The sequence below is a fragment of the Lysobacter sp. ESA13C genome (genome assembly GCF_019970005.1).
Classification (GTDB): Bacteria; Pseudomonadota; Gammaproteobacteria; order Xanthomonadales; family Xanthomonadaceae; genus Lysobacter; species Lysobacter antibioticus_B.
Genome location: NZ_JAHXYK010000004.1, coordinates 155,820 through 178,489 on the forward strand (window position 1 = coordinate 155,820; position 22,670 = coordinate 178,489).

Genomic DNA, 22,670 nt, shown 5'->3' on the forward strand with positions numbered 1-22,670 from the left:
CCGGCGACTACAGGAGAACGACATGGCCTCAGCATCGAAAGTCGTTGCGCCGATACTGTCGATATTGATCCTGACCGCTTGCGGCGAGACCGCGACCCTGCAGGTGGCCGACGGCACCGGCCAGCGGCCGACCTTGCCGGTACCGAACAAGACCCTGCTGCCGACCGTCAACATCGCGCCGGCGGTGGGTTGGCCGTCCGGGGGCAAGCCGGTCCCGGCCGCGGGTCTGGCGGTGGCGGCGTTCGCCGACAGCCTGGATCATCCGCGCTGGCTGCATGTGCTGCCGAACGGCGATGTCTTGGTCGCCGAAAGCAATGCGCCGGCATCGGACAAGAAGGCTTCGGGCATCAAGGCCTGGATCGCGGGCCGGATGATGAAGCGCGCCGGCGCGGCGGTGCCCAGCGCCGACCGCATCAGCCTGTTGCGCGACGCCGACGGCGACGGCGTCGCCGAGTTCCGCAGTGTGTTCCTGCAAGGCCTGCATTCGCCGTTCGGCATGGCCCTGGTCGGCAACGATTTCTACGTCGCCAATGCCGATGCGGTGCTGCGTTTCCCGTATCGCGAAGGCGAGACCTCGATCGCTCAGGCGGGGGTCAAGATCACCGACCTGCCGGCCGGCATCAATCACCACTGGACCAAGAACCTCATCGCCAGCGCCGACGGCAGCAAGCTCTACGTCACCGTCGGTTCCAACAGCAACGTCGGCGAGAACGGCATGGCCATGGAGGAGGGCCGCGCTGCGATCTGGGAACTCGACCGCGCCAGCGGCAAGAAGCGTTTGTTCGCGACCGGCCTGCGCAATCCCAACGGCCTGGCTTGGGAGCCCACGACGGGCGCGTTATGGACGGCAGTCAACGAACGCGACGAGATCGGCAGCGACCTCGTGCCGGACTACATCACCTCGGTGCGCGACGGCGGTTTCTACGGCTGGCCCTACAGCTATTACGGCCAGCACGTCGACGTGAGGGTGAAACCGCAGAAACCCGAACTGGTCGCTAAAGCATTGGTGCCGGATTACGCGCTCGGGCCGCATACGGCCTCGCTCGGCATCGCTTTCTCGCAGGGCACGAGTCTGCCGGCGCAGTTCGCGAACGGTCTGTTCGTCGGCCAGCACGGCTCTTGGAACCGCAAGCCCAAGAGTGGCTACAAGGTGATCTACGTCGCTTTCGACAACGGCCAGCCGGAAGGTCAGCCGGTCGATGTATTGACCGGCTTCCTCGACACGGCAGAAAACGCGCAAGGCCGGCCGGTCGACGTGCGCCTGGACAAGCACGGCGCCTTGTTGGTCACCGACGACGTGGGCAACATCGTCTGGCGCGTCACCGCGGCGAGGTGATACGCAGCCGGAGCGGCTGCATGCCTCAGTCGCAACCGTCGCGGCGGCCGTCGAACAGCACTTTTTCGGGCATTTTGCTGGTGTGCGGATGCGTGCCGCCGATGCTCAGCTTGAGATGCTCGGGCGAGACCTCCACGCGCAAGAATGTCTTGTCGTGGTGGTAGAAGATGACGCTGGTCTGCTCGGGCGCGCCGGTGGGAGGAGGGGACAGGCCCGCCATGCGCCAGTACTCCATCTGCGTCTTCGGCAGATGCACCAGACCGGATCGCACTGGGCGGATGGCCTTGAGAGTCTTGAGTGGCGCCGGTTGGGTGTCGGTTGGCGCCGGCGCATCGCCGCTCGGTGTATTCGGGCCGAGCACCGCGCCCTGGCCGCTGCGCGCGAACTGCAGGCGCAGGCGGCGGTCGGGGTCGTCGCCGTCGGCGCGCTGTAATGCGCCGACCAGCCAATCCTTGCGCTCGGGCTCGGGCAGCAGGCGCAGGAACAAGGTGGCGGGGCCATCGGGTTCGACGCGTTGGATCCAGCAGCCGCGGACCTTGTCGATGTCGTCGGGATACTCGGCTGGCGCGGGCGATGCATGAGCGCTCGCGGCTACGAGTCCGCCGGCGCTAAGAGCGAACGCGGCGACAGCGAGGGCGACGAGACGGCGCGACGGGATGGCGAACGAATGCGGACGGAAGCGATGGCGCGACATGGAGGTTTCCTGCGGGATGGACGCGCTCACCATAAGCGCCGCCGGCGCTTTTCCAAAGCCTTCGCGGCGGCCGGGCGAGGCGGGGTTCAGCGTCGCCGCAAGGACCGCCTCATTGCACCACCGCGACTTCGACCTCGCGTTCGTCGCTGCGGCCGTGATCGTCGACCACCGACAAGCGGAAATGCCCGGTGCGGTCCGGCGTCCAGGCCAGGGCGGTGCCGGGTTCGGCGCTGCCGAGGAAGGTGTTGCCGACGAACCAGTACAGTCGGGTGACGTCGGCATCGACCGTCGCGGCCAGGTTCAAGGCGACCTGCTCGGGATGCGACAGCCGCATCGTGTAGCGGGTGGCGCGATAGGGCGAGGTGATGCTCGGCGGCGAGCCCAGCCAGTCTTGCGAGCCGGCGCAGTCGTGCCCCGGCGGCGGGCGCCGGCGCGGAATACCGGCCTGCACGAACACCCGCGCCAAGTCGGACGGCCAGAACTCGAACACCTCGTTGCGCATGCTGCGCGGATCGAACGGCCCGCAGGCCGGGCGGCCGCTGGCGATGTCGATGGCGATGGCGCGGTGCACGGTGCTGATCCGGATCGGCGATTTGCTGGGGATGAACCAGGTCATGCCGCGCTGCGGGCACCAGGCGTTCGGCAGGTCGCCGCTGGCGCGGCAGATTTCCACGCGCTTGAGGTTCAAGGGCCATTGCCGCACCGGCTCGCCCAGATCGACCCGCGCCGCCTGCAGACCGTCGACGATGTCGAAGAACAGCGGCGCCGCGGCCTCGACGCCGACCAGGGCCGGATTGCTGGAGCCGTCGAAATTGCCGAGCCAGACCACCAGCACGTAGGGGCCGACCAGGCCGGCGCTCCAGGCGTCGCGGAAGGCCCACGAGGTGCCGGTTTTCCACGCCACCGGCAGGGGGCGCGAGGCCGATTGCGAGCCGGCGTCGGGGCGCGGATTCTGGCGCAGCATGTCGCGGGTGACGAAGGCGGCCTCGGCGCTGAGCAGGCGCGCGCCTTCCTCCTGCGGATCGCTGTCGCGCCAGCGCAGCGCGCGCAGGCGGCCGTCGTTGCCGAGCATCGCGTACATGCGCGCGAGCTCTTCCATCGTCACCTCGCCGCCGCCGAGCACCAGGGCGAGGCCGTAGTGGTTCTGGCTGGCGAGATCGCGCACGCCGGCGCGGCGCAGGAAGTCGTAGAAACTCGGCTGCTTGAGCTGGGCGGCGACGCCGACCGCGGGGATGTTGCGGCTGCGCACCAGCGCTTCGGTGGCGGTGACGGGCCCCATGAAACGGCCGTCGAAATTCTCCGGCGTGTACGGGCCGAACGCACTCGGCACGTCGCGCAATACGCTGGCCGGATGCAGCACGCCCTGATCGAGGGCGAGCGCGTAGATGAAGGGTTTGAGGGTGGAGCCGGGCGAGCGCTTGGCATCGGCGCCGTTGACCTGGCCCTGGATGCCGGCGTCGAAGTAATCCGCCGAGCCGACCAGGGCGCGCACGCCCATGTCGCGGGTGTCGATCAGGATCGCACTGGCGTTGCGCAGGCCGCGGCTGCGTTCGCGTTGCAGATGATTGCGCACGCGTTCTTCGAGCAGGCGTTGCAGGCGGGCGTCGAGCGTGGTCTTGAGCTCGGGGCCGTCGTGCGGGTGCCAGGCGCGTTCGGCGAGCACGCGGTCGACCAGGTGCGGGGCGCGGAACGGCAGCTCGCGCGCGCTGTGCAGGCGCAACGGCAATTTCAGCAGCGCGTCTTCGGCGGCGTCCTCGGGATGGCGTTCGCGCCAACGCGCGTACAGGCGCGCGCGCGCCGCTTCCAGGCCGCTGCCGATGTAGAAGGCGTCGTCGTCGCGGGCGGTCAGTCGGCCGCGCCGCGACGGCGCCTGCGGCAACACCGCCAGGGCCAGCGCTTCGGGCAGGGTCAGGCGATCGGAGGGTTTGCGGTAATAGATCAGGCTCGCCGCGCCGACACCTTCGATGTTGCCGCCGTACGGGGCGAGGTTGAGATAGGCCTCGAGGATCTCGTCTTTCGAGTAACACAGCTCCAACTGCAAGGCGCGCGCGATCTGCACCAGCTTGCCGCGCACGTCGCGGGTCTGCAGACGCCAGCGCAGCCGCGCGAGCTGCATGGTCAGGGTCGAGCCGCCGATGCGCGCCTCGCCGCTGGCGTAGGTCGACCAGGCCCCGCGCACCAGGCTGACCGGGTTCACGCCGGCATGCCAGCGGAACCAGGCGTCTTCCTGCAGCATCACCGCCTCGACCAGCGACGGCGAGATCTCCGACAACGGCACCCATAGCCGGTAACGCTGGTCGCTGGCGAGGGTCAGCCGTAACAGCCGACCCTCGCGATCGCGGACCACCGTCGACAGCGGCACCGATTCCGACAGCGAGGGGCGCGGCGAATAGCGCACCGCGACCAGCACCGTAACGGCGACGGTGAGGCTCAGCAGTGCAATCCACCACTGCCGTCGGATGCTTCCTGTGTCGCCTCGTAGTCGCATGTATCCCGTCTCGCCCGACGAACCCCTCATGGCTTGGGCGCGTCGACCTGCAGCTGACCGGCGGGGCCGCCTTGCGCATACACCGAGCGTTCGTACATCGACTCGGCGTATACCGGCGGCACGATGAATTTGCCGGTGTTGTTGGCGCGCACGCTGTAGCGGAACTCGACGACCTCCGAGCCGACGCCCCCGTACAGCACGATGCGGTCTTCGCGTTGTTCGACGTGGTCGGGCAGGAAGCTCGAGCCGGGCAGGGCGAGGGTCTGCTGCGGCGCCGCGTTCTGCTCGCCGCCGTCGCGCGAAGGCTGGCCGTCTTCTTCGCCGCCGTCTTCGCATTCCTCCTCGCAGCCTTCCGAACCCTCGTCGCTCGATGCCGCTTCGTCGGTCACCGACGCGGCCGCGTACTGCATCACCGGTTCGAAACCGCCCGGCAACAAGTCGACGATGGCGATGTTGCCGCGGGCCGGCGCACCGAGCGCACGCACGCGCAGGCGCACGGTGATTTCCTGACCCTGCTTGAGCGCGGTGATCGGCTTGCCGGCGGCGTCGAGATAATCGCGGACCACTTCCAGGCCGCGATCCTGCACCGCCTTCGGCGCGGCGCGGTCGTAACCGCTTTGGTTGACCAGGTACCAGGCCGGGACCGGGCCGGCCGGCGCCACCCACAGGCGCAGGTCGCCACCGGTGAAGGCGCCGCGGGCGATCAAGCCCTGGCTGCTGCCGATGCGTCGCGACTTGCCGTCCTTGCCGGCCGCTTCCAGCACCGGTGTCGCCTGCGCCGGTTGCGCGTTGGCGTAGGCGTCCATCGCCAGCACGGTCAGCGCCGAGGACAGCGTGTTGTAGCTGTTGTTGCGCAGCGGGTCGAGCAAGCGTTCCAACGCCACCGGCTTGAGCTGGTCCTTGGCCAGCGCGGCGAAGTGACGGTTGAGCAGGTAGACCGTCCAGGCCTGGTCGATGCCGCCGTCGTAGTAATACGCGTAGGGGCCCGGCGCTGCGCCGGCGCTGCGGTTGGCGCGGGTGAAAGCTTTAACCGCCAGCGGCCGCGCCGCCTTGTCCTGCTGCAACAGCTGATAACTCGCCGCGATCAACAGGCCGGCGCTGTCGTTCTCCCAGGTCTTGGGCTGGTCGCGCTTGATCTGCTCGTGCACCGAACTGAGCAGATTGCTGGCGGTGCGGCCCTGGCGGACGAGCAGATACACCGCGAAGGCGCGGCTGCGCAGTGTCGCCAGGTCGTTGCCGGAGCGGTCGGCGGCCAATGACTCCAGATAGCCGTTGAGCGATTTGAGCAGATCCTCGGGGATCGGCTGGCCGCGTTCGCGCGCTTCGATCAGGTACAGGGCGGCATAGGCGGTGACGAAGGCATCGGCCTGCGGCGTCGCCGTCCACAGACCCATGCCGCCTTCGCTGTTCTGGCGCGAACGCAACACGTCGACGATGTTGTGCTTCGGCTGGCCCGCACCCGGGCCGACCACCTTGCCGAGCTCGGGGTGCGATTGCAGCACCAACGCCGGGAAGGCGCCGCTCAGCAGTTGTTCGGTGCACTGGTGCGGGTAATCGCTCAGATAGGCGGTGAGCCCGTCGAGCGCGACCAAGGGCGAGACCGAGGCCGACAGCTGCCGGGTCGCGCGCTGGTCGTACATCCTGCGCAAGGGTTGGATGACGGTGCGCTGGGTGGCGCGCCCGGCGATCAGGTCCTGGCGTGCGACCACGGCCGGACGCAAGGACAGCTCGATGCGCCGCTGCGCCTTGAACGCACCCGAGCTCGCCTGGATCGCGACCGGCACCGCACCCAGCGCCTGCCCGGCGCGAACCCGGAAGCGCAGCGTGGTTTCGCCGCGCGGGGCGATCGACACCGGCGCCGGCGCCGCGCCGACCAGGGTCAGCGACGGCGGCAGTTGCAGATTCACGGCGACCTTGGCTGCCGCCTTGGCGCCTTCGATGGTGTTGGCGACGCCGACCGGCAGGTCGAACTCGTCGCCGGGCGCGACGTGCGTCGGCACCGTCGGCGTCAACACGAAATCGCCGCGCACCAGCGCTTCGGTCTGGAACACGCCGACCCGCTCCGGCGTCACCGCCACCGCGACCACCCGCACCTGGCCGTTGAAGTGATCGGGCAGGGTGAACTTGAACTGGTGTTGGCCGTCGACATCGACGATGCCCGACCACCACACCGCCGGTTTTTCGGATTTGCGCTTGAACGGATTGAGGTGCTTGGCCATGCCGCCTTCGCCGTCGCCGCCCGGCGCGGCCTGGCCGGCGATGCGGCTGAACTCGGGCAGCAACAGGTCGAGGATCTGGGCGGTGTCGACCTGTAGCATCTTCTTGCGGAAGAAATGATCGAGCGGGTCGCCGACGCGGTAGCGCGCGACCTGCAGGATGCCTTCGTCGACCGCGAACAGGACTACCCGCGCCTTGCCTTGGGTGACCACATCGGCGGTCATCGGCGTGCCCGGCTTGGTCACCCGCGGCAGGCTGACCTTGATCGGCTGGGTACGCGCGCTGCGGTCGACCGCGAACGGCGCCACGCCGTAGGACAGCGGACTCATATAGATCTCGTCCGAGTTCGGGTCGCGCAGGAACTGCACGTTGACGTAGCCGTTGCCCTCGAAATCGGCGGGCACGACGATCTTCTGCACGCTGGCGTTGCTGTCGGCGCGGAACCAGGCGTGGGCGTAGACGCGATCGCGCTCCAGCGTGATCAGGCCGCTGCCGGCGTAGGGCGCGCGCACGCTGATCTCGATGGTCTCGCCGGGCTTGTAGCTGGGCTTGGACAGATTGAGGCTCAGCTCGGCATTGCGTTCGAGCGAACGCGACAGGTTGGCGGCGCCGGCGATCTGGTAGCCGATCTGGTTGAGCACCTTGCCGTCGGCGGCGCGCACCTCAAGCACGAAGTCGCCGGGTTGGTCGGTGGTCAGCGACACGTTCTCGCGGCCGCCGGCCAGGGCCAAGGCCTGGTCGCGGCGATCGAAGCGGCGTTCGTGCGAAACGTAGCGGTACAGCCCCGAATCCTGCTTGGTCAGCACCGATACGTAGCGTTTCTCGACCACCACCGCGCGCAGGCCGGCGACCGTCTTCGGCTTGCCGTCCTGGCCGATGGCCAGCAATTGCAAGGCGCGCTTGGCGCCGCGCTGGATGTAGTTCAGGTCGTCCTGCGACTTGATGCCGACCAGGTGATCGTTGCTCGACACCAGGGCGCTGGTCTGGGCGGCGACGTTGCGGCCGCTGCCGGGTTCGAAGGCCCGGGCGAGGAAGCTCAGCTGATAGGTCGCACGCTCGTACTTGGTCAGATCGAGCTTGAACTCGGCCCGACCTTCGGCGTTGGTGGTCTGGTCGCTGAGCGATTCGTCGTAGCCTTCCTTGGCGCGTTGCGGGTCGAAGAACTGATAGCCCGGATAGGCCGGGAAGCTCGGGAAGGCCGGGCGCAGCACGATCGTGCCTTCGACGCGGCGCTGCTGCGCGGGCGTGCCGAACAGGTTCTCGGCATCGACCTGGGCGGCAAGCTGTTCGGGCTTGATCCAGCCATTGGGGTTCTCCGCCGACAGCTTCGCCTTGACCCGCATGGTGTCGGGGGCGAACTCGCGCACCTGCACCGAGGTCGAGCCGATGGTGGTGCGCTTGTCGTCGCGGCCGAGCAGGAACAACTGCACCTGCCAGGTACCGCTCGGCGCGCTGTCGCCCGGGGTGAAGCTGGCGCTCTCGAAACCGCTGGCGCTGAGCTTGAGTCGCTCGCGCTTGGCGACGGTGCCGCGCGGATCGGTGAACTCCCATTCCAGCGGCAGACCGGTCAGGGCGCGCTTCCAGTCGGCGGCGCGCACGATCATGCCGATGTTGACGGTGTCGCCGGGCCGGTACAGGCCGCGGTCGGAGAACAGGAAGGCGTTGAGTGCGCCGGCCTCCAGGTCGTTGGGCTCGCCGCCGATGTCGAAACGCGAATAGTCCAGGGTGCGGTCGTGGGCGCCGATCGGCAGGAACGAATAATCTTCGCCCTGGCTCACGGTCAGCATGGTCGGCTGTTTTTCGCGCTTGAAGCCTTTCAGCGAGGGCAACTGGGCGCGGCCGCTGGCGTCGGTCTCGGCTTCGACCAGGGTTTCGCCGTTGCGGGCGACCGCGCGCACGCGCGCGCCGGCGACCGGCGCACCGTTCGACAGCGATTGCACGAACACGTCGCGGCGGCCGTCGAGCGCCTGCTTGACCGCCATGCCCAGGTCGGTGAGCACCACCAGGCGGCTGTCCTCTTCGCTGCCGGCATCGTCGGCCAGGGTTTCCTCGGCGCTGCGTTTCTTGTCGTCTTCGTCGAGCGTGCGCAGGCTCAGCAGGAACACGCCGCGGCGGCCGGGCTTGAGGTATTGGCCGAGGTCGACGCCTTCGTAATGGGCCTTGGCCGGATTTTCGGCCGGCAGGGTCAGGCGTTTTTCCTCGCGCTCGACCAGGCTGTCGGCGGACAGGTTGTAGAAGCTGGGTTTGGCGTAGCTGCCTTCGTTGTTGAAGACCAGGTGCTGGATTTGCTCAGGCAGCACGCGAGCGATTTCCAGACGCGCGCCGGCGACGTTGCGCGAGACCAGGCTGATCCGGCGCTCGCCGCGCAGCGACAGCAACGCGCCTTCGCCGACGAAGCGCAACAGTTTCGGGTAGTCGGGCACGGTGGCGACCGTGGTGTGGGGCGCGCCGAGCATGAAACCGCCGAAGGCCTTCAGGCCCTTGTCGACGCGCAGATAGATGCGGCGGCCGGGCGGGGCCTGGAACTTGAAGCTGTGGGTCTCGACGTATTCGCGTTCGGTCGGCACTGCGCTCAGCGGCAGCGGCGTGGCGTGCTTGAGCACCGCCTCGTCGACGTCGTCGCGGCTCCAAGTGTAGGCGCCGCTCTGTTGCGCGGCGGGGCGGCGCGGGTCCTTGACCGGCAGCAGCCAGGCGCGCACGGCGCCGGCGACTTCGCTGTCGCGCATGGCGTTGTTGAAGCTCAGCACCAGCACTTGTTCGGGCTCGAAGCGCTCGTTGTCGACCAGCGCGGCGGCGACGTCGGTGACGTTGACGCTGTACAGCGAGGGCAGGGCGACGGTGGCGTTGAGCGCCTCGGCGCTGCCGCTGCCGCCCAGGGTGCTGACGATGCCGGCGGCGAGTTCGAGCTTGAGGCTGCCGCCGTTCTCCGGCAGGGTCAGCGGCTGCGAATGGATCCAGGCTTTGAGCCGGCCCTTTTCGTCGTAGTTGACCGTGTACTTCGGCGCCGCCAACGCGGTGCCGGCGCCGTCGGCGAGCTTGAGGGCGATGCGGCGTTCGAGCTGGGCGGCATCGACCGGGTGCGAGAACTTGAGTTCGTACACGCCTTTCTTGAGCGCGGGGTCTTGCGGGTCCTGGTAGAACTCGCTGCTGGCGATCTGCGCGGTGAACGGCGCGGTCTCGAACTCGAACTGATACTCCTGCAGCACCACCTTGGGGGCGAGGCTGAGCTTGGGATCGAGTTCGACCGTATAGCGGGTCTTGACCGGCCAGTCGGCCGAGGGCTTGAACACCAGGGTCTTGTCGTCTTCCCAGCGCCATGAGCCCTTGAGTTCGGGGCTTAGGGTCACGCCGGCCGGCGCCAGGCCGACTTGCTTGATGGGTGCAGCCGTGTCGGAGAAGGTCAGGCGCAGGCTGTCGACTTCGGCCGGCGCGCGCGTGTAGTCGGTCAGTGCCGGGGTGTGGACTTCGACGTCCAGCGCACCGGGAACGATCGGCTTGGGCCGGGTGGCAAGCCAATAGCCGAGCGTGCCGACCAGGATCAGGCCGAGCACGCTGCGCAGGTACAGCCTGGGGCGTTGCCGCACCCGGGCGAGCACGGCGGCGAGCCAGGCCGGAGGGACCCAGTCGACCTGGCCGAACAGGGAGCGCGAAGCCCGCGCCCAGGGGGTGGCGCGGCCGGCGTCGCCGGCCTCCGCGGTGGGAGCCGGTTGCGACGGCGAGTCGGTGTTTTGCATTGCGGGTGTTCCAATCCGTGGTGCTGTGGCTAGTGCCGGGCCAGTGCGATCCGTTGCCTGGCCGGTCCCCGTGTTCGTCCCTTTCCCGACCTCGCCGGGCGCTTGCGCGCGGCACTGCGTGATCGATCGATGGCCTAGACCGGAATGTTAGAAAAACGTTCCTGCCGTTCGTCGGAATCCTAAGGATTTTTTAACGCCGTGGGTATCGCCGCTTGCGACGGCGGCCAGGGACCCACCCCGCGCAGGCGGTACCCCCGGCACTTGGTCGCCTCGTCCGCGAACGCTTAAGCTCGGGGCCGTTTTGCACTGTGGGAGCTGGCATGGACATCGTGGCGATCGTGATGGTGGCATTGGGGCTGTACCTGGCCTTCAAGCTGGTCGGCTTCCTGCTGAAGTCGGCGATGTGGCTGCTGGTCCTGGCCGGGCTCTACTACTTGATCGCACCGCTCGCCGGTTGGCCCGTGCCCTGGTGAGCGCCGCTGCGCCGTCGTCTTCGTCCCCGTCGCAAGGAAACCGACTCGCCATGAACGACCGCACCGACGCCGTACCCGCCCATTGGCATGCAGACACCCAGGACGCCGGACGCCTGGTCCGGGCCGTCTACGAATGCATTTCCGGCCCGGCCGGCACGCCGCGCGACTGGGCGCGCTTCCGTTACCTGCAGCACCCGCGCGCGCTGAGCCTGCGCACCGTGGTCGAGGCCGACGGCTCGACCCGCGCGGCGGTGTTCGACGTCGACAGCTACATCGCCGACGTCGAGGCCTTCTTCGCCGGCAACGACTTCCACGAAGTCGAGACCGACCAGCGGATCGAACGCTTCGGCCAGATCGCCCATATCTGGAGCAAGTACGAGGCGCGGCCGACGCCGGACTCGACGACCGTGCTCAAGCGCGGCGCCAACAGCATCCAGCTCTGCCACGAACAGGGGCGCTGGTGGGTGTTCTGCACGGTCTGGGACAACGAGCGCGAAGGGCTGCGCTTCGATCTGTTCTGAAGGCATGAGCGATAGGCGCGGCGTCATCGCTGCAAGCGCCGCATCGGTTTTCCGGGCCCCTCTCCATGCACATGGGGAGGGAGCGCCGCTTGTGAGCGATAGGCTCGCAGCGTCCGGAACGTTCTGTGTTCGGGCCGGGTGGGGTTGAAGTGAGGGCCGAAGCCCAGCGCCCCGACATCGACATGTCGTCACCGCTATGTCAGCGTCGCCTACGCAACACAGCATCGCGTCCGATCCAAGCGGGGCAGCGCTGAATTCGCCCCGCATCGCCCCCAGATCGAAGGCAACTACGTTCCGAGCGCGACCGCATGCTGCCGTTTTCCGTACTCGACCTGGCGCCCGTCACCGAAGGCAGCGACACCCGCCAGGCCTTCGCCAACAGCCTCGACCTGGCCCGACATACCGAGCGCCTGGGCTATAACCGCTATTGGCTCGCCGAACACCACAACATGCCGGGCATCGCCAGCGCCGCGACTGCGGTGCTGATCGGCCATATCGCCGGCGGCACCTCGACCATTCGAGTGGGCGCCGGCGGCATCATGCTGCCGAACCACGCGCCGCTGCAGGTCGCCGAACAGTTCGGCACCTTGGCTTCGCTGTACCCGGACCGCATCGACCTCGGCCTGGGACGCGCGCCCGGCACCGACCATGCGACCGCGCGCGCCCTGCGTCGCTATTACGACGGCGCCGACAGCTTTCCGCAGGACGTCAGTGAACTGCTGCATTACTTCGAGCCGGTGCAACCCGGGCAAGCGGTGCGCGCCGTGCCCGGCGCCGGCCTCGACGTGCCGGTGTGGCTGCTGGGATCGAGTTTGTTCAGTGCTCGCCTGTCGGCCGCCCTGGGTCTGCCGTTCGCCTTCGCTTCGCACTTCGCCCCGGATGCGATGGACGAAGCCCTGAGCCTGTACCGCCGCGACTTCCAGCCGTCGTCGCGGCTGCAGCGCCCGCACGCGATGCTGGCCTTGAACGTAGTCGCTGCCGACGACAGCGCCGCGGCCAAGCGTTTGTTCACCACCCAGCAACAAGCCTTCGTCAACCTGCGCCGCGGCCGCCCGGGTTTGATCCCCCCGCCGATCGACGACATCGAAACCTTCTGGACCCCGATCGAAAAAGCCGGTGTCGCCCAGGCCCTGGCCTGCGCCGTGGTCGGCGATGCCGGTGAGGTGCGCGAGGGCATCGCCGCCTTCATCGAACGGCACCGGCCGGACGAATTGATGCTGACCGCGAACATCTACGACCATGCGGCGCGCTTGCGTTCGTTCGAAATCGCCGCCGAGGTATGTCGTGCGGTGTAGATCGACGGTAGGAGCGACGTAAGTCGCGACCGCGGGATGCGCAGACGTCGGAGCGCCTTCGAGATTGATCGGAGCTGTTAACTATCGCGGTGTAGGAGCGACGCAAGTCGCGACCGCGGGATGCGCAGACGTCGGGGCGCCTTCGAGATTGATCGGAGCTGTTAACTATCGCGGGGTAGGAGCGACGCAAGTCGCGACCACGCGCCTTGCAGACGCCGCGCTCCTACCCTGGTAGCGTCGTTGTTCTTGTTCTTGTTCTTGCGCTTGCTGTAGCTGTGCGTCGCTTGGCACTCGCGAAGGCAATCGAAGACCCGGAGGGCGGCGCGCAGGGATGCGCGCCGTTTTTCATCGGGACAGGGATGTCCCGTATGAAAAATCCCCGCGGAGGCACCGCTCGTGCGGGCCCTTGATTCACAGAAAAGCATTTTTCTTTGGTTACCTTTCTTTTGTTGCTTATCACAAAAGAAAGTAACCCGCCGCTTTAGTGGCGGAAGCTTTTGGCGTTTGATCTTGCTTGTATGAAAGTCATAAGCAAGTGCAGAGCTTCCGCCCGCTACGCGGCCGGGTTACTTTCTTTTGCTAAGCCCAAAAGAAAGGTAACCAAAGAAAAGGGCTCTCCTTGCAAGGGCACAGGCCACGAGTTCGCAGCTAGCGCCGGGATTTTCCGATAAGACATCCCTGTCTTATCGGAAAACGCCGCACGTCCTGTGCGGCGCCCTCCGGGTCTACTGTTGACCGGCAAAGCAGCAAAGCGGCAAAACAGATCAAAATCTCGGCAACGGCAACGGCAACGGCAACGGCAACGGCAACGGAAACGGAAACGGAAACGGCAAAAGCAACGGCAGCAACCGCAACCGCGCTACGCGCCTCAGTGCTTCTCCACCCGCAACAACTCCACCTCGAACACCAAGGAGGCATCCGGCGGGATCACTCCGCCGCCGGCGCCTTCGCGGCCGTAGCCCATTTCCGGTGGCACCATCAGAATACGCTTGCCGCCCACGCGCATGCCGGCGACGCCGTCGTCCCAGCCGCGGATCACGCGGCCCGCGCCGAGCAAGAAGTCGAAGGGCTTGCCGCGGTCGAGCGAGCTGTCGAATTTAGTGCCGTGTTTGTCGGCGGCCTTCTCGTCGTACAGCCAGCCGGTGTAGTGGACGATCACGTCCTGGCCGGACTGGGCGACCTCGCCGGTGCCGACGCGTTCGTCGATGGTCTGGAACTGGGCGATGCGGCCGCGGAAGACCTTCGCCGCCGCTTCTTCCTGCGACGCCGGCTTGCGGCAGGCGCTCACGGCGACGGCGGTCGAAACCAGGGCCAAGGCCAGCGGCAAGGCGCGCGCCCAACGGTGCAGGCGCGAGGGGGCCACGTTAGCGGACGAGGAGGATGTGGAATGACCGATGGACACGCGCGACCTCTGAGTTTTCGCCGACAGGACGCCAAGCTTAGCCGCTGTCGGCGAATCCGGTGGGATGCCGTTCGCTCACGCCGAGGGGATGCGCCGTTCGTACTCGGCCTCGACCCGGGTGTGAGTGCGCCAGAAGCCTTGCGGCTGTTCGCCCGAAAGCAGGGCGACCAGGATGCCGAGATGGGTGTGCCAGCCGCCGGCGACGCTGATCATCATGGCGCGATCGGCCAGGCGACTATGGGTCACGACCAGGCGCACGCGCTCGCCTTCTTCGGCGAGTTCGAAGCGCACCTCCGAGGGCGGCACGTCGCTCCAGGTGTAGCTGAGCAGATGCGGCGGGTCGAACGCAGTGATCTGGCCGTGTTCGCGGTGCTCGCCGCCGTACTGGGCGTACTTCGCCGGCGGCGGGTCGTCGTCGCGGGTGAGCCGGTCGTTGTTGAAGACCAGTTCGACCGCACCGCCGAGGCGCAGCTCCATGTCGCCGGCAGCGAGCCAGCGGCGGCGTTTGTCGGATTCGGTCAGATAGGCCCAGACCCGATCGATCGGGCCGGGCAGCAGGCGTTCGATGCGCACCGTGTCGGCGGCGGTGACGGTGCCGTAGTCGTCGTGAGTCGGGGACAGGTTCATGGCGGTCTCCTGAGGCCGCGAGCGCGGCCTGGGTGATGCGCGCTCAGGCGCGGGGTTTGCGCCGCGGAGCGGCGGTCTTTTGCTCGGCCGCAGACGGTTTCGCTTTCGGTTTCGCTTTGGGCACAGCCTGTTTCGATGCGTCCGGTTGGCGCGGGCGGAGGGCTTCGTCCTCGGCGTGCAGCAGCGCTTCGAGGCTGTCGAGGCGTTGGTTCCAATAGCGCTCGTAATGACGCAGCCACTCGAAGCCGCCGTGCAGCGGCCCGGCTTCGAGGCGGCAGACATGGGTGCGGCCGAGCACGGTGCGACGGACCAGGCCGGCGCGTTCCAGCGCCTTGATGTGCTTGGAGGCCGCGGCCAGGGTCATGCGATAGGGCTCGGCGAGTTCGCCGACGCTGTGCTCGCGTTCGGCCAGGCGATGCAGCATCGCCCGCCGGGTCGGATCGGCGAGGGCATGAAATACGGCGTCGAGCCGTGCGGAGCGATAGTCAACCATGCGGTTGAATATCCGTTTCGCCGGGGCGATTGTCAACCGATTGGTATAATTTTGGCCTGGGCGCCGACGAGCGGTCAGCCGGCGGCGAGGATCAATGCCCGGCGAACTGCGCCGGCTCCAGGCTGGCGCCGAAGGCGCGCATCGCCTGCGCGGTGGCGGCGTCGGCGGGGAAGAAGGATTCGATCGCCAGCTCCGACAGGGTGACTTCGAGCGGAGTGCCGAACACGGTGATGGTGCTGATGAAGGCGAGGTCGCCGAACTCGCTGCGCACCCGGAACGGCACCGCGACGTGGGCCGAGGCGGTCAGTTCGGTTTCGTCGTAAGGATCGTCGCAGGGGTAGGCGACCAGTTCGTCGTACAGCGTCGACAGGAACGGATCGCGGGTGGTGTCGGCCAGGTGGCGCAGGCGGTGCAGCAAGTGCGCGCGCCATTCGCCGAGATTGATGATGCGCGGCGCCAGGCCTTCGGGGTGCAGGCTCACCCGCAATACGTTCGACGGCCGCGCAAGCAGGAAATCGGGGATACCGGCGAGCAGCGGCGCGACCGCGCGGTTGTGCATGATCAGGTTCCAGTGCCGGTCGACCGCCAGTGCGGGATGTGGCTCGTGCCCGTACAGCACCATCTCGATGGCGGCGTGGGCCTCGCGCAGGGCGGGGTCGTCGAGCGAGCGCTCGGCGTACATCGGCGCGAGACCGGCGGCGGTCATCAACTGGTTCCTTTCGCGCAGGGGCACGTCGAGGCGGTCGGCCAGGCGCAGCAGCAAGGCGCGGCTCGGCAGCGAGCGCCCGGTCTCGATGAAGCTGACGTGGCGGGTCGAGACCTCGGCCATTTCGGCGAGGTCGAACTGGGTCAGGCGGCGACGCTGGCGCCAATTGCGCAGCAGCTCGCCCACGGGGCGGAGATCGTTCATGCGCTCACCATAGCCCGAGGCCTCGGTCGGCGGCATTACCTGGCAGGTAATCGACCCGCAGCCGCCGCGGCGGTGTGATGGCTTCCGAGATCCACACGCCCTTCAACCGCAAGCCTTCAGGAGTCGACCATGGCCATCGCCGTTCAAGCTCGTCCTTCTTCTTTGTTACGTCGTGCGCTGGTCGCCGACGCCGTTATTTCCGGTGCCGTCGGCGCCTTGCAACTCGCCGCGGCCGGACCCCTGTCCGGCTTGCTGGCCATCGAGGCGGGTTGGCTGCAGCGCAGCGGCCTGATCTTGCTCGCCTGGACCGCCTTGCTCGGCTGGATGCTGACCCGCAAGGCAGTCTCGCCGCCGATGGCGTGGACGGTGATCGGGATCAACCTGGCCTGGATCGCAGCCTCGATCCTGGTGCTGGTCGAAGGCGCGATCGCGCCGAACACCCTGGGCATGGCCTACGTACTGGCGCAGGCGGCGGTCGTGGCGATCTTCGCCGAGGTGCAATTCTTCGGCCTGCGCAGGCAGTCGCGTGGCTGAGGGCGGGGCTGCAAACCGACCCGTCGCATCGACGGCTCTCGCTCAGGCGAGGGCCGTCGTCGTTTTGGGCAGCCGGGTCGGGATGGATGGACCGCGAGCCGCCACCGCCGTGGCCTGGACGCGTTAGATTGGGCGTCAGATGAATCGTCGGCCCGGATATTCGGGCGCCGGCCTGCGCGGCCTAGGGGAGAATGCGATGAAACCGATTTTGTGTCTGTTCGCAGCGACGTTGCTGATCGCTGCGCCGCTATCGGCGCAACCCGGGCCGATCCCGGCGATGAGCGCCGAACAAGTCGCCAGCATGCTCGACGGCGGCAACCGACTGGAAAAGCGCATCGACGGCGACCTCAACGGCGACGGCGACATCGACACGGTCTTCGTCGGCCGCGGCGAGGACCAACGCAGCCTGATGGTCTGGCTGGCGTATCGCAGCGAGGTCGATTTCGGCCATCAGCCGGTCGGCACGCTGCAACTCGATCCCTATCCACTCGGCGATGTCGACCTGTCGATCCGCAAGGGCGTGCTGGTGATCGAAGACCTGACCGGCGGTACCACTGCGACCCAGTCGACCTACCGTTACCGTTACGATTCCAAGGCCGAACGCATGCGCCTGATCGGCCTGGACGCCGAGCGCTACAGCCGCACCAACAGCCACGGCACCGTCAAGCTGAGTTGGAATCTGTTGACCGGCGACCGCATCGTCGAACGCGGCGAAGTCAACGACTCGGGCCAGGGCGATCAGGCCATCGATTACGCGCCGGCTAAGCGCGACAAGCGACCGAGCAAGCCGCTGTACATGGAAACCACGCCGAATCCGGATTCGCTGCTGGAGTCTTTGTAAGACGGCCTGGGAAGGAGTCGCCGTACTTGCCGATCTGCGCCGAACGTCGGCGCGGTCGCAGCGTGGACCCGATCAGGCCTGCGGCGCCCGCCACCGCATCGGCGTCGACGGTATGCCGCCGCGCGCCTGCTCCTCGCCCTGAGCCTCGAAGCCCAGGCGCAGATAGACGCCGACGGAGTGGCGCGAAGCGTTGACGGTAACCTGCGTGGGCCAGGCGTCCTTCAATAAGGGATGCGCGCGCAGACCGGACCAGAGCCGACGCGCGATGCCGCGGCGTTGGAAGCGATCGTCGACGAACAGGTTATAGAGATGCGCCGGCAAGCGCAGCGCGGCCACGCCGACGATGCGGCCTTCGGCTTCGGCGACGAGGTAGGCATGCCCGGCGAGCAGGCGTTCGCGGGTGGCTTCGGCGCCCATCGAGGCGGCCAGGATGGCGCGGCCGTCGGCATCGCAAAGCGGAAAGATCCAGTGCTGCGCCGATGCCAGGACCAGGGCGCTGATGGCTTCGGCGTCCGCCGCCGTGGCGATCCGCAGGCTGACCTCGTCCGTCATCGGCCGCTCACTCGTCGGCGGGCGGCCGATAGGCGACCTCGACGATCGCGTAACGTTGCGGGCCGGCCGGCAGCATCGCCTCGAATTCGTCGTCGATGCGGCGCTTGAGCATGGCCCGCGCCAGCGGCGAGTCGATGCTGATGTGGCCGAGCTTGGCGTCGGTCTCGTCCGGGCCGACGATGCGATAACGCGCCAGTTCGCCGTTGGCGACGTTCTCGACCTCGACCCAGGCGCCGAAGAACACCGAGCGCGGGTCGCTCGGCGTGGTCTCGATGACATGCAGCAGCGGCAGGCGCTTGCTGAGGTAGCGCACGCGCCGGTCGATCTCGCCGAGTTGCTTCTTGCGGTAGATGTATTCGGCGTTTTCCGAGCGATCGCCCTCGGCCGCCGCGGCGGCCAGGGCTTTGACGACTTCCGGGCGACGCACGCGCCACAGGTCGTCGAGTTCGTGCTTCAGGCGCGCGTGGCCCTCGCGCGTGATCAGCGCGGTGCTGTGTTCGGCAGGAGGTCGCCAGCGGGCCATGGGTGCTCGCTTACTGCGCCGCGCTGACGCGCTTGAGGTTGTAGTTGAGCTGCGAGTCGATCGCCTTGCCTTCCTGGTCGAGCAGGCGGATCTCTTCCTTGGAGACGACTTCGAACAGACGGTCCTGGTCGCTCTTGCTGTTCGGGTCCAGGCGCAGGCGCTTGCCTTCTTCCTCGGCGGTCCAGGTGCCGTCGCCCTTGGCGTTGCCGTCCTTCTTGCCCTGGTAGGTCTCTTCGATGGCGTAGGTGCCGTCGCTCTTGAATTCGACCTTGGTGTCGATGCCGGCGCAATCGGCGCAGGGCAGGGTGCCGCTGAAGCTGCCGGCGAAGGCGGCCACGTCGAAGCCGGTCTTCGGCGCTTCGGCCGGAATCGGTTCGGGCGCGGGGGCTGCCGGTGCGGCTTCGGCGGCCTTGGGCGCATCGGCCGGAGCGGTCGGCGCTTCGGCAGGTTTATTGCATGCGCTCAGGGCGAGCGCGGCGAGGCAGGCGAGAGCGAGCGATTGCTTGGTCATGAGCGACTCCTGGTCGGGATGGTGGAAACGATCGATGAAACCGAGGGCGGGTGCTGCGAGTAGCGAGTGCTGCGAAGAGCAGGGAAACCGGGGCGCGGCCTGCCCGAGCGGCCGCGCAGCGCGGTCGCGTCGGGCCGTGCCGTACGGCTAGCGCTTGCCGCCGAAGATGCCGCCGAGCAGGCCGCGCAGGATCTGCCGGCCGATCTGGTTGCCGACCGTGCGCGCGGTCTGTTTGGCCATGGTCTCGACCATGCCCTGGCGGCGCTTGGTGCCGAACACCGCGTCCTTGATCGACTGACCGATGCCGCCTTCCTCCTGGTCGTCCTGCTCGCGGGTCTTGGCGGCGGGGGCGTCGGCCTGCACGGCGGCGGTTTCGGCGCGCTTGGCCAGCATTTCCGCGGCCGATTCGCGGTCGATCGAGTTGTCGTACTTCGGCCCGATCGGGCTGCTCGCACGCAATTGCGCGCGTTCGGCCTCGGTGATCGCGCCCATGCGGCAGCGCGGCGGCGCCACCAGGGTGCGTTCGACCGGCATCGGCACGCCCTTGTCCTGCAGGGTCGAGACCAGCGCCTCGCCGGTGCCGAGCTGGGAGATCACCTCGGCGACCTTCAGCGCCGGATTGGGCACGAAGGTTTCGGCCGCGGTCTTGACCGCCTTCTGGTCGCGCGGGGTGAAGGCGCGCAGCGCGTGCTGCACGCGGTTGCCGAGTTGGCCGAGGATGTTGTCGGGGATGTCGTCGGGAAACTGCGAGCAGAAATACACGCCGACGCCCTTGGAACGGATGATGCGCACGACCTGTTCGACGCGCTGCTGCAGCGCCGGCGGCGCGTCGTCGAACAGCAGGTGGGCCTCGTCGAACACGAACACCAGCTTGGGCCGGTCGAGGTCGCCGACTTCGGGCAGTTGCTCGAACAGCTCCGACAGCAGCCACAGCAGGAAGCTCGAATACAGGCGCGGCTTGAGGATCAGCGAATCGGCGGCGAGGATGTTGATGACGCCGCGGCCGTCGCTGGTGGTGCGCATCAGGTCGTTCAGCTCCAGCGCCGGCTCGCCGAAGAAATGCGCGCCGCCCTCCTGTTCCAGGCGCAGCAGCGAGCGCTGGATCGCGCCGACCGACTGGGTGCTGACCAGGCCGTAGCTGGTCGAGATGTCCTTGCGCTCGTCGGCGACCAGGCCGAGCAGGGCGCGCAGGTCTTCCAGGTCGAGCAGCAGCAGGCCGCGGTCGTCGGCGAGCTTGAACACGATGTCGAGCACGCCGGACTGGGTGTCGTTGAGTTCGAGGATGCGCGCGAGCAGGGTCGGGCCCATTTCGCTGACGGTGGTGCGCACCGGATGGCCGAGCTTGCCGAACAGGTCCCAGAACACCGCCGGGTTGCCGGCGGGGGCGAAGTCGGCGATGCCGATCTCGCCCAGGCGCGCCTGCAGCTTGTCGTTGAGGGTGCCGGGCATGGCCAGGCCGGCGACGTCGCCCTTCACGTCGGCGAGGAACACCGGCACGCCCTGGCGCGAGAAGCCTTCGGCCAGCGTCATCAGGGTGACGGTCTTGCCGGTGCCGGTGGCGCCGGCGACCAGGCCGTGGCGGTTGCCGAGCTTGGTGTGCAGGAACACCTGGCCGCTGTCGGGGGTGGTCACGGCCTTGCCGATCAGGATGTCGTTCTGGGTTGCGCCGGGGGTCGAAGCCATATCCGCGTCCGTGATCCATGAAGAGAAAGCGAAGGGCCGATTCTAGCGGCAGCGTCGTGAGGTTCGTGAACTGTGATCCGGTCGGGCTCATGCGCCGGCGCGACCGGGGTCGCGATTCGCCGCAGACGGCGCCGGAATGAACCCGGCAAACACGGAAAAGCCGGCAACGTCGTGTTTTCTTGCCGCGCCCGGACCCCGCCGTTACCCTGGGCCCCCGCAACAAGGACCTGCTGCCCGCCACATGCCTGCTTCCCTCCGCATCCCGGGCGCCCTCGCGCCGTTCGCCGCCGCGCTCGCGCTGTCCTGTCTTTCGCCCGATGCCGCCGCGCTGTCCAAGCGCGACCAGGCCGCCGTCGATGCCCTGACCCAGCGCATGCAGTCCGGCGAGGCCCGCTATCAGTCGGCCCTGGTCAAGATCCGCAACGCCGACCCGGCCGGGCGCCGCGAGAGCGATGCCGCGCTCGAGGACATGGAGGACGTGATCGCGGCCTGCATGAAGCAGAAGGGTTGCCAGCTGACCACGATGCTCGCCGGCTACAAGCGCCTGCTCAAGGCCAACGCCGATGCCTCCGTTGCCGGCGGCGACGAAGAACTCGACGAGGGCGGCACGCTCGACAGCGAAGGGCTCGGCGCCGACGTGCCGGAGGCCGCGCGCGCGGCCGCGCTGCTCAGCGACGACGGCCAGCGCTTCGTCAAGATGGTCCAGTACAACCCGGCGGTGCAGGCCGGCATCCGCCGCTGGCTCACCGACATGCGCGGTTCGCTGATTCAGACCCACGAAAACTATCAGTACATGCGCCAGATGATGTGGCCGCAGTTCGAGCGCGCCGGCCTGCCGGAAGCGCTGCTGTTCGGGATCATGGCCAAGGAGTCCAACGGCAAGGTCCACGTGACCTCGCGCGCCGGCGCCGCCGGTCCCTTGCAGTTCATGTTCGCCACCGGCAAGCGCTTCGGGCTCGGCGACGACGGCAGCGGTTTCGACACCCGCTACGACCCGCGCGCGTCCTCTGAGGCCGCCGCTTCGTATTTGAACGAGCGCCTGGGCCAGCTCAACAACAGCATCGAGATGTCGCTGGCGGCCTACAACGGCGGCGAAGGCCGCGCGCTGCGCATCAACAACGCCAGCGGCGGACGCAATTTCTGGGACGAGTCGGTCTATAACCAGTTCCCGGCCGAGACCCGCGACTACGTGCCGATGGTGATCGCGGCGGCCTGGTTGTACCTGCATCCGCGCGAATACGGCCTGCGTTTTCCCCGCATCGACGCCAAGCCGGCGCCGCTGCGCCTGAGCAAAGCCACTTCGATCTACGAGCTGACCATCTGCCTGGGCAACGGCGGCACCCGCGAGGGCTATATGCGCGCGCTGCGCAACCTCAACCCGCGTTACCAGCCCAGCAGCTATCTCGCGGCCGGCACCAGCCTCAACGCCACGGTCAAGATGGTCGGCCTGTACAACCGCTGGTGCACCCAGGGCAAGCGCGCCGAACTCGCCCATACCCTGGTGATGAGCGATGCCAGCAACGCCATCGTCCGCACCGGCCCGCTCACGGTGTTGCCGTCTTCCGACGGCGCCGTCGACGGCACCCTGCCGACCACCATCGCCGCCGGCGAACTGGCCGGCCTGGCCTCGCCGCAAGCGCCGGCGAAGAAGAAGCCGGCGACGCCGCGCGACTACCGCGTCCAGCGCGGCGAAACCCTGACCGACGTCGCGCAGAAGTTCCAGTGCGACACCAAGCAACTCGCCAAGGCCAACGGCATCAAGGCCCCGCGTTATATGGTCAAGCCGGGCCAGAAGCTCAAACTCAACGGTTGCGGCCCGTAAGCCGGTCGCCGAGC

At 67.9% G+C, this 22,670-nt stretch carries 17 protein-coding genes and 1 pseudogene; 7 read left to right on the forward strand and 11 right to left on the reverse strand.

Going from position 1 to position 22,670, the window contains the following annotated elements:
• Positions 1-22 precede the first annotated feature (22 nt).
• The gene (locus LC490_RS09655) at positions 23-1,336 is read left to right on the forward strand and encodes a sorbosone dehydrogenase family protein (RefSeq protein ID WP_223620063.1); all 1,314 of its coding nucleotides are present in this window, start codon (positions 23-25) and stop codon (positions 1,334-1,336) included.
• Positions 1,337-1,361: 25 nt separating this feature from the next.
• Here the strand turns inward: LC490_RS09655 and LC490_RS09660 are convergent, their stop codons facing one another.
• The 3 genes from LC490_RS09660 to LC490_RS09670 all read right to left on the reverse strand — a co-directional run bounded on the left by LC490_RS09660 (position 1,362) and on the right by LC490_RS09670 (position 10,469).
• Positions 1,362-2,030: a hypothetical protein gene (locus LC490_RS09660; protein ID WP_152566324.1), complete on the reverse strand. Its 669-nt coding sequence runs from the start codon at positions 2,028-2,030 to the stop codon at positions 1,362-1,364.
• Positions 2,031-2,139: 109 nt separating this feature from the next.
• Positions 2,140-4,518 (reverse strand): penicillin-binding protein 1C, encoded by a 2,379-nt coding sequence (gene pbpC / locus LC490_RS09665; protein WP_223620064.1) that lies wholly within the window; start codon positions 4,516-4,518, stop codon positions 2,140-2,142.
• 26 nt (positions 4,519-4,544) lie between these two features.
• Entirely contained in the window at positions 4,545-10,469 is a 5,925-nt protein-coding gene (locus LC490_RS09670) for an alpha-2-macroglobulin (RefSeq protein WP_223620065.1), read from the reverse strand.
• 320 nt (positions 10,470-10,789) lie between these two features.
• Between LC490_RS09670 and LC490_RS09675 the strand changes: the two genes are divergently transcribed.
• The 3 genes from LC490_RS09675 to LC490_RS09685 all read left to right on the forward strand — a co-directional run bounded on the left by LC490_RS09675 (position 10,790) and on the right by LC490_RS09685 (position 12,758).
• Positions 10,790-10,942, forward strand: coding sequence for a hypothetical protein (locus LC490_RS09675; protein ID WP_161786141.1), 153 nt, complete (start codon positions 10,790-10,792; stop codon positions 10,940-10,942).
• Positions 10,943-10,992: 50 nt separating this feature from the next.
• A complete protein-coding gene (locus LC490_RS09680) occupies positions 10,993-11,463 on the forward strand; it encodes a hypothetical protein (RefSeq protein ID WP_223620066.1) in 471 nt (156 codons plus the stop codon).
• Positions 11,464-11,771: 308 nt separating this feature from the next.
• Positions 11,772-12,758 (forward strand): LLM class flavin-dependent oxidoreductase, encoded by a 987-nt coding sequence (locus LC490_RS09685; protein ID WP_223620067.1) that lies wholly within the window; start codon positions 11,772-11,774, stop codon positions 12,756-12,758.
• 868 nt (positions 12,759-13,626) lie between these two features.
• Here the strand turns inward: LC490_RS09685 and LC490_RS09690 are convergent.
• The 4 genes and pseudogenes from LC490_RS09690 to LC490_RS09705 all read right to left on the reverse strand — a co-directional run.
• Positions 13,627-13,989, reverse strand: a pseudogene (locus LC490_RS09690) (FKBP-type peptidyl-prolyl cis-trans isomerase); the annotation flags it as partial.
• A gap of 246 nt (positions 13,990-14,235) precedes the next feature.
• Positions 14,236-14,787: an SRPBCC family protein gene (locus LC490_RS09695; protein WP_223620068.1), complete on the reverse strand. Its 552-nt coding sequence runs from the start codon at positions 14,785-14,787 to the stop codon at positions 14,236-14,238.
• A 43-nt stretch (positions 14,788-14,830) separates the two neighbouring features.
• The gene (locus tag LC490_RS09700) at positions 14,831-15,280 is read right to left on the reverse strand and encodes a metalloregulator ArsR/SmtB family transcription factor (protein ID WP_223620069.1); all 450 of its coding nucleotides are present in this window, start codon (positions 15,278-15,280) and stop codon (positions 14,831-14,833) included.
• A 91-nt stretch (positions 15,281-15,371) separates the two neighbouring features.
• Positions 15,372-16,190 carry a helix-turn-helix transcriptional regulator gene (locus tag LC490_RS09705; protein WP_223620070.1) on the reverse strand — a complete coding sequence of 273 codons (819 nt, stop codon included), beginning with the start codon at positions 16,188-16,190 and terminating at the stop codon, positions 15,372-15,374.
• A 129-nt stretch (positions 16,191-16,319) separates the two neighbouring features.
• Here LC490_RS09705 and LC490_RS09710 point away from each other — a divergent pair, with 129 nt between their 5' ends.
• Positions 16,320-16,724, forward strand: coding sequence for a hypothetical protein (locus LC490_RS09710; protein ID WP_031370912.1), 405 nt, complete (start codon positions 16,320-16,322; stop codon positions 16,722-16,724).
• A gap of 196 nt (positions 16,725-16,920) precedes the next feature.
• Positions 16,921-17,565 carry a hypothetical protein gene (locus LC490_RS09715; RefSeq protein ID WP_031370911.1) on the forward strand — a complete coding sequence of 215 codons (645 nt, stop codon included), beginning with the start codon at positions 16,921-16,923 and terminating at the stop codon, positions 17,563-17,565.
• A gap of 72 nt (positions 17,566-17,637) precedes the next feature.
• On the opposite strand, the gene LC490_RS09720 is transcribed toward LC490_RS09715, so the two are convergent.
• The 4 genes from LC490_RS09720 to LC490_RS09735 form a co-directional block, all read right to left on the reverse strand.
• Positions 17,638-18,117, reverse strand: coding sequence for a GNAT family N-acetyltransferase (locus LC490_RS09720; protein ID WP_036148071.1), 480 nt, complete (start codon positions 18,115-18,117; stop codon positions 17,638-17,640).
• A gap of 7 nt (positions 18,118-18,124) precedes the next feature.
• Positions 18,125-18,640 carry a transcription elongation factor GreB gene (gene greB, locus LC490_RS09725; RefSeq protein WP_031370909.1) on the reverse strand — a complete coding sequence of 172 codons (516 nt, stop codon included), beginning with the start codon at positions 18,638-18,640 and terminating at the stop codon, positions 18,125-18,127.
• A 10-nt stretch (positions 18,641-18,650) separates the two neighbouring features.
• A complete protein-coding gene (locus LC490_RS09730; RefSeq protein WP_081930633.1) occupies positions 18,651-19,151 on the reverse strand; it encodes a copper resistance protein NlpE in 501 nt (166 codons plus the stop codon).
• A 147-nt stretch (positions 19,152-19,298) separates the two neighbouring features.
• Positions 19,299-20,834 carry a helicase HerA-like domain-containing protein gene (locus LC490_RS09735; protein ID WP_036148070.1) on the reverse strand — a complete coding sequence of 512 codons (1,536 nt, stop codon included), beginning with the start codon at positions 20,832-20,834 and terminating at the stop codon, positions 19,299-19,301.
• Between the two features lie 241 nt (positions 20,835-21,075).
• Here LC490_RS09735 and LC490_RS09740 point away from each other — a divergent pair, with 241 nt between their 5' ends.
• On the forward strand, positions 21,076-22,656 hold the full coding sequence (locus tag LC490_RS09740) for a transglycosylase SLT domain-containing protein (RefSeq protein WP_031370906.1): 1,581 nt from the start codon (positions 21,076-21,078) through the stop codon (positions 22,654-22,656).
• The last annotated feature ends 14 nt before the right edge of the window (positions 22,657-22,670 follow it).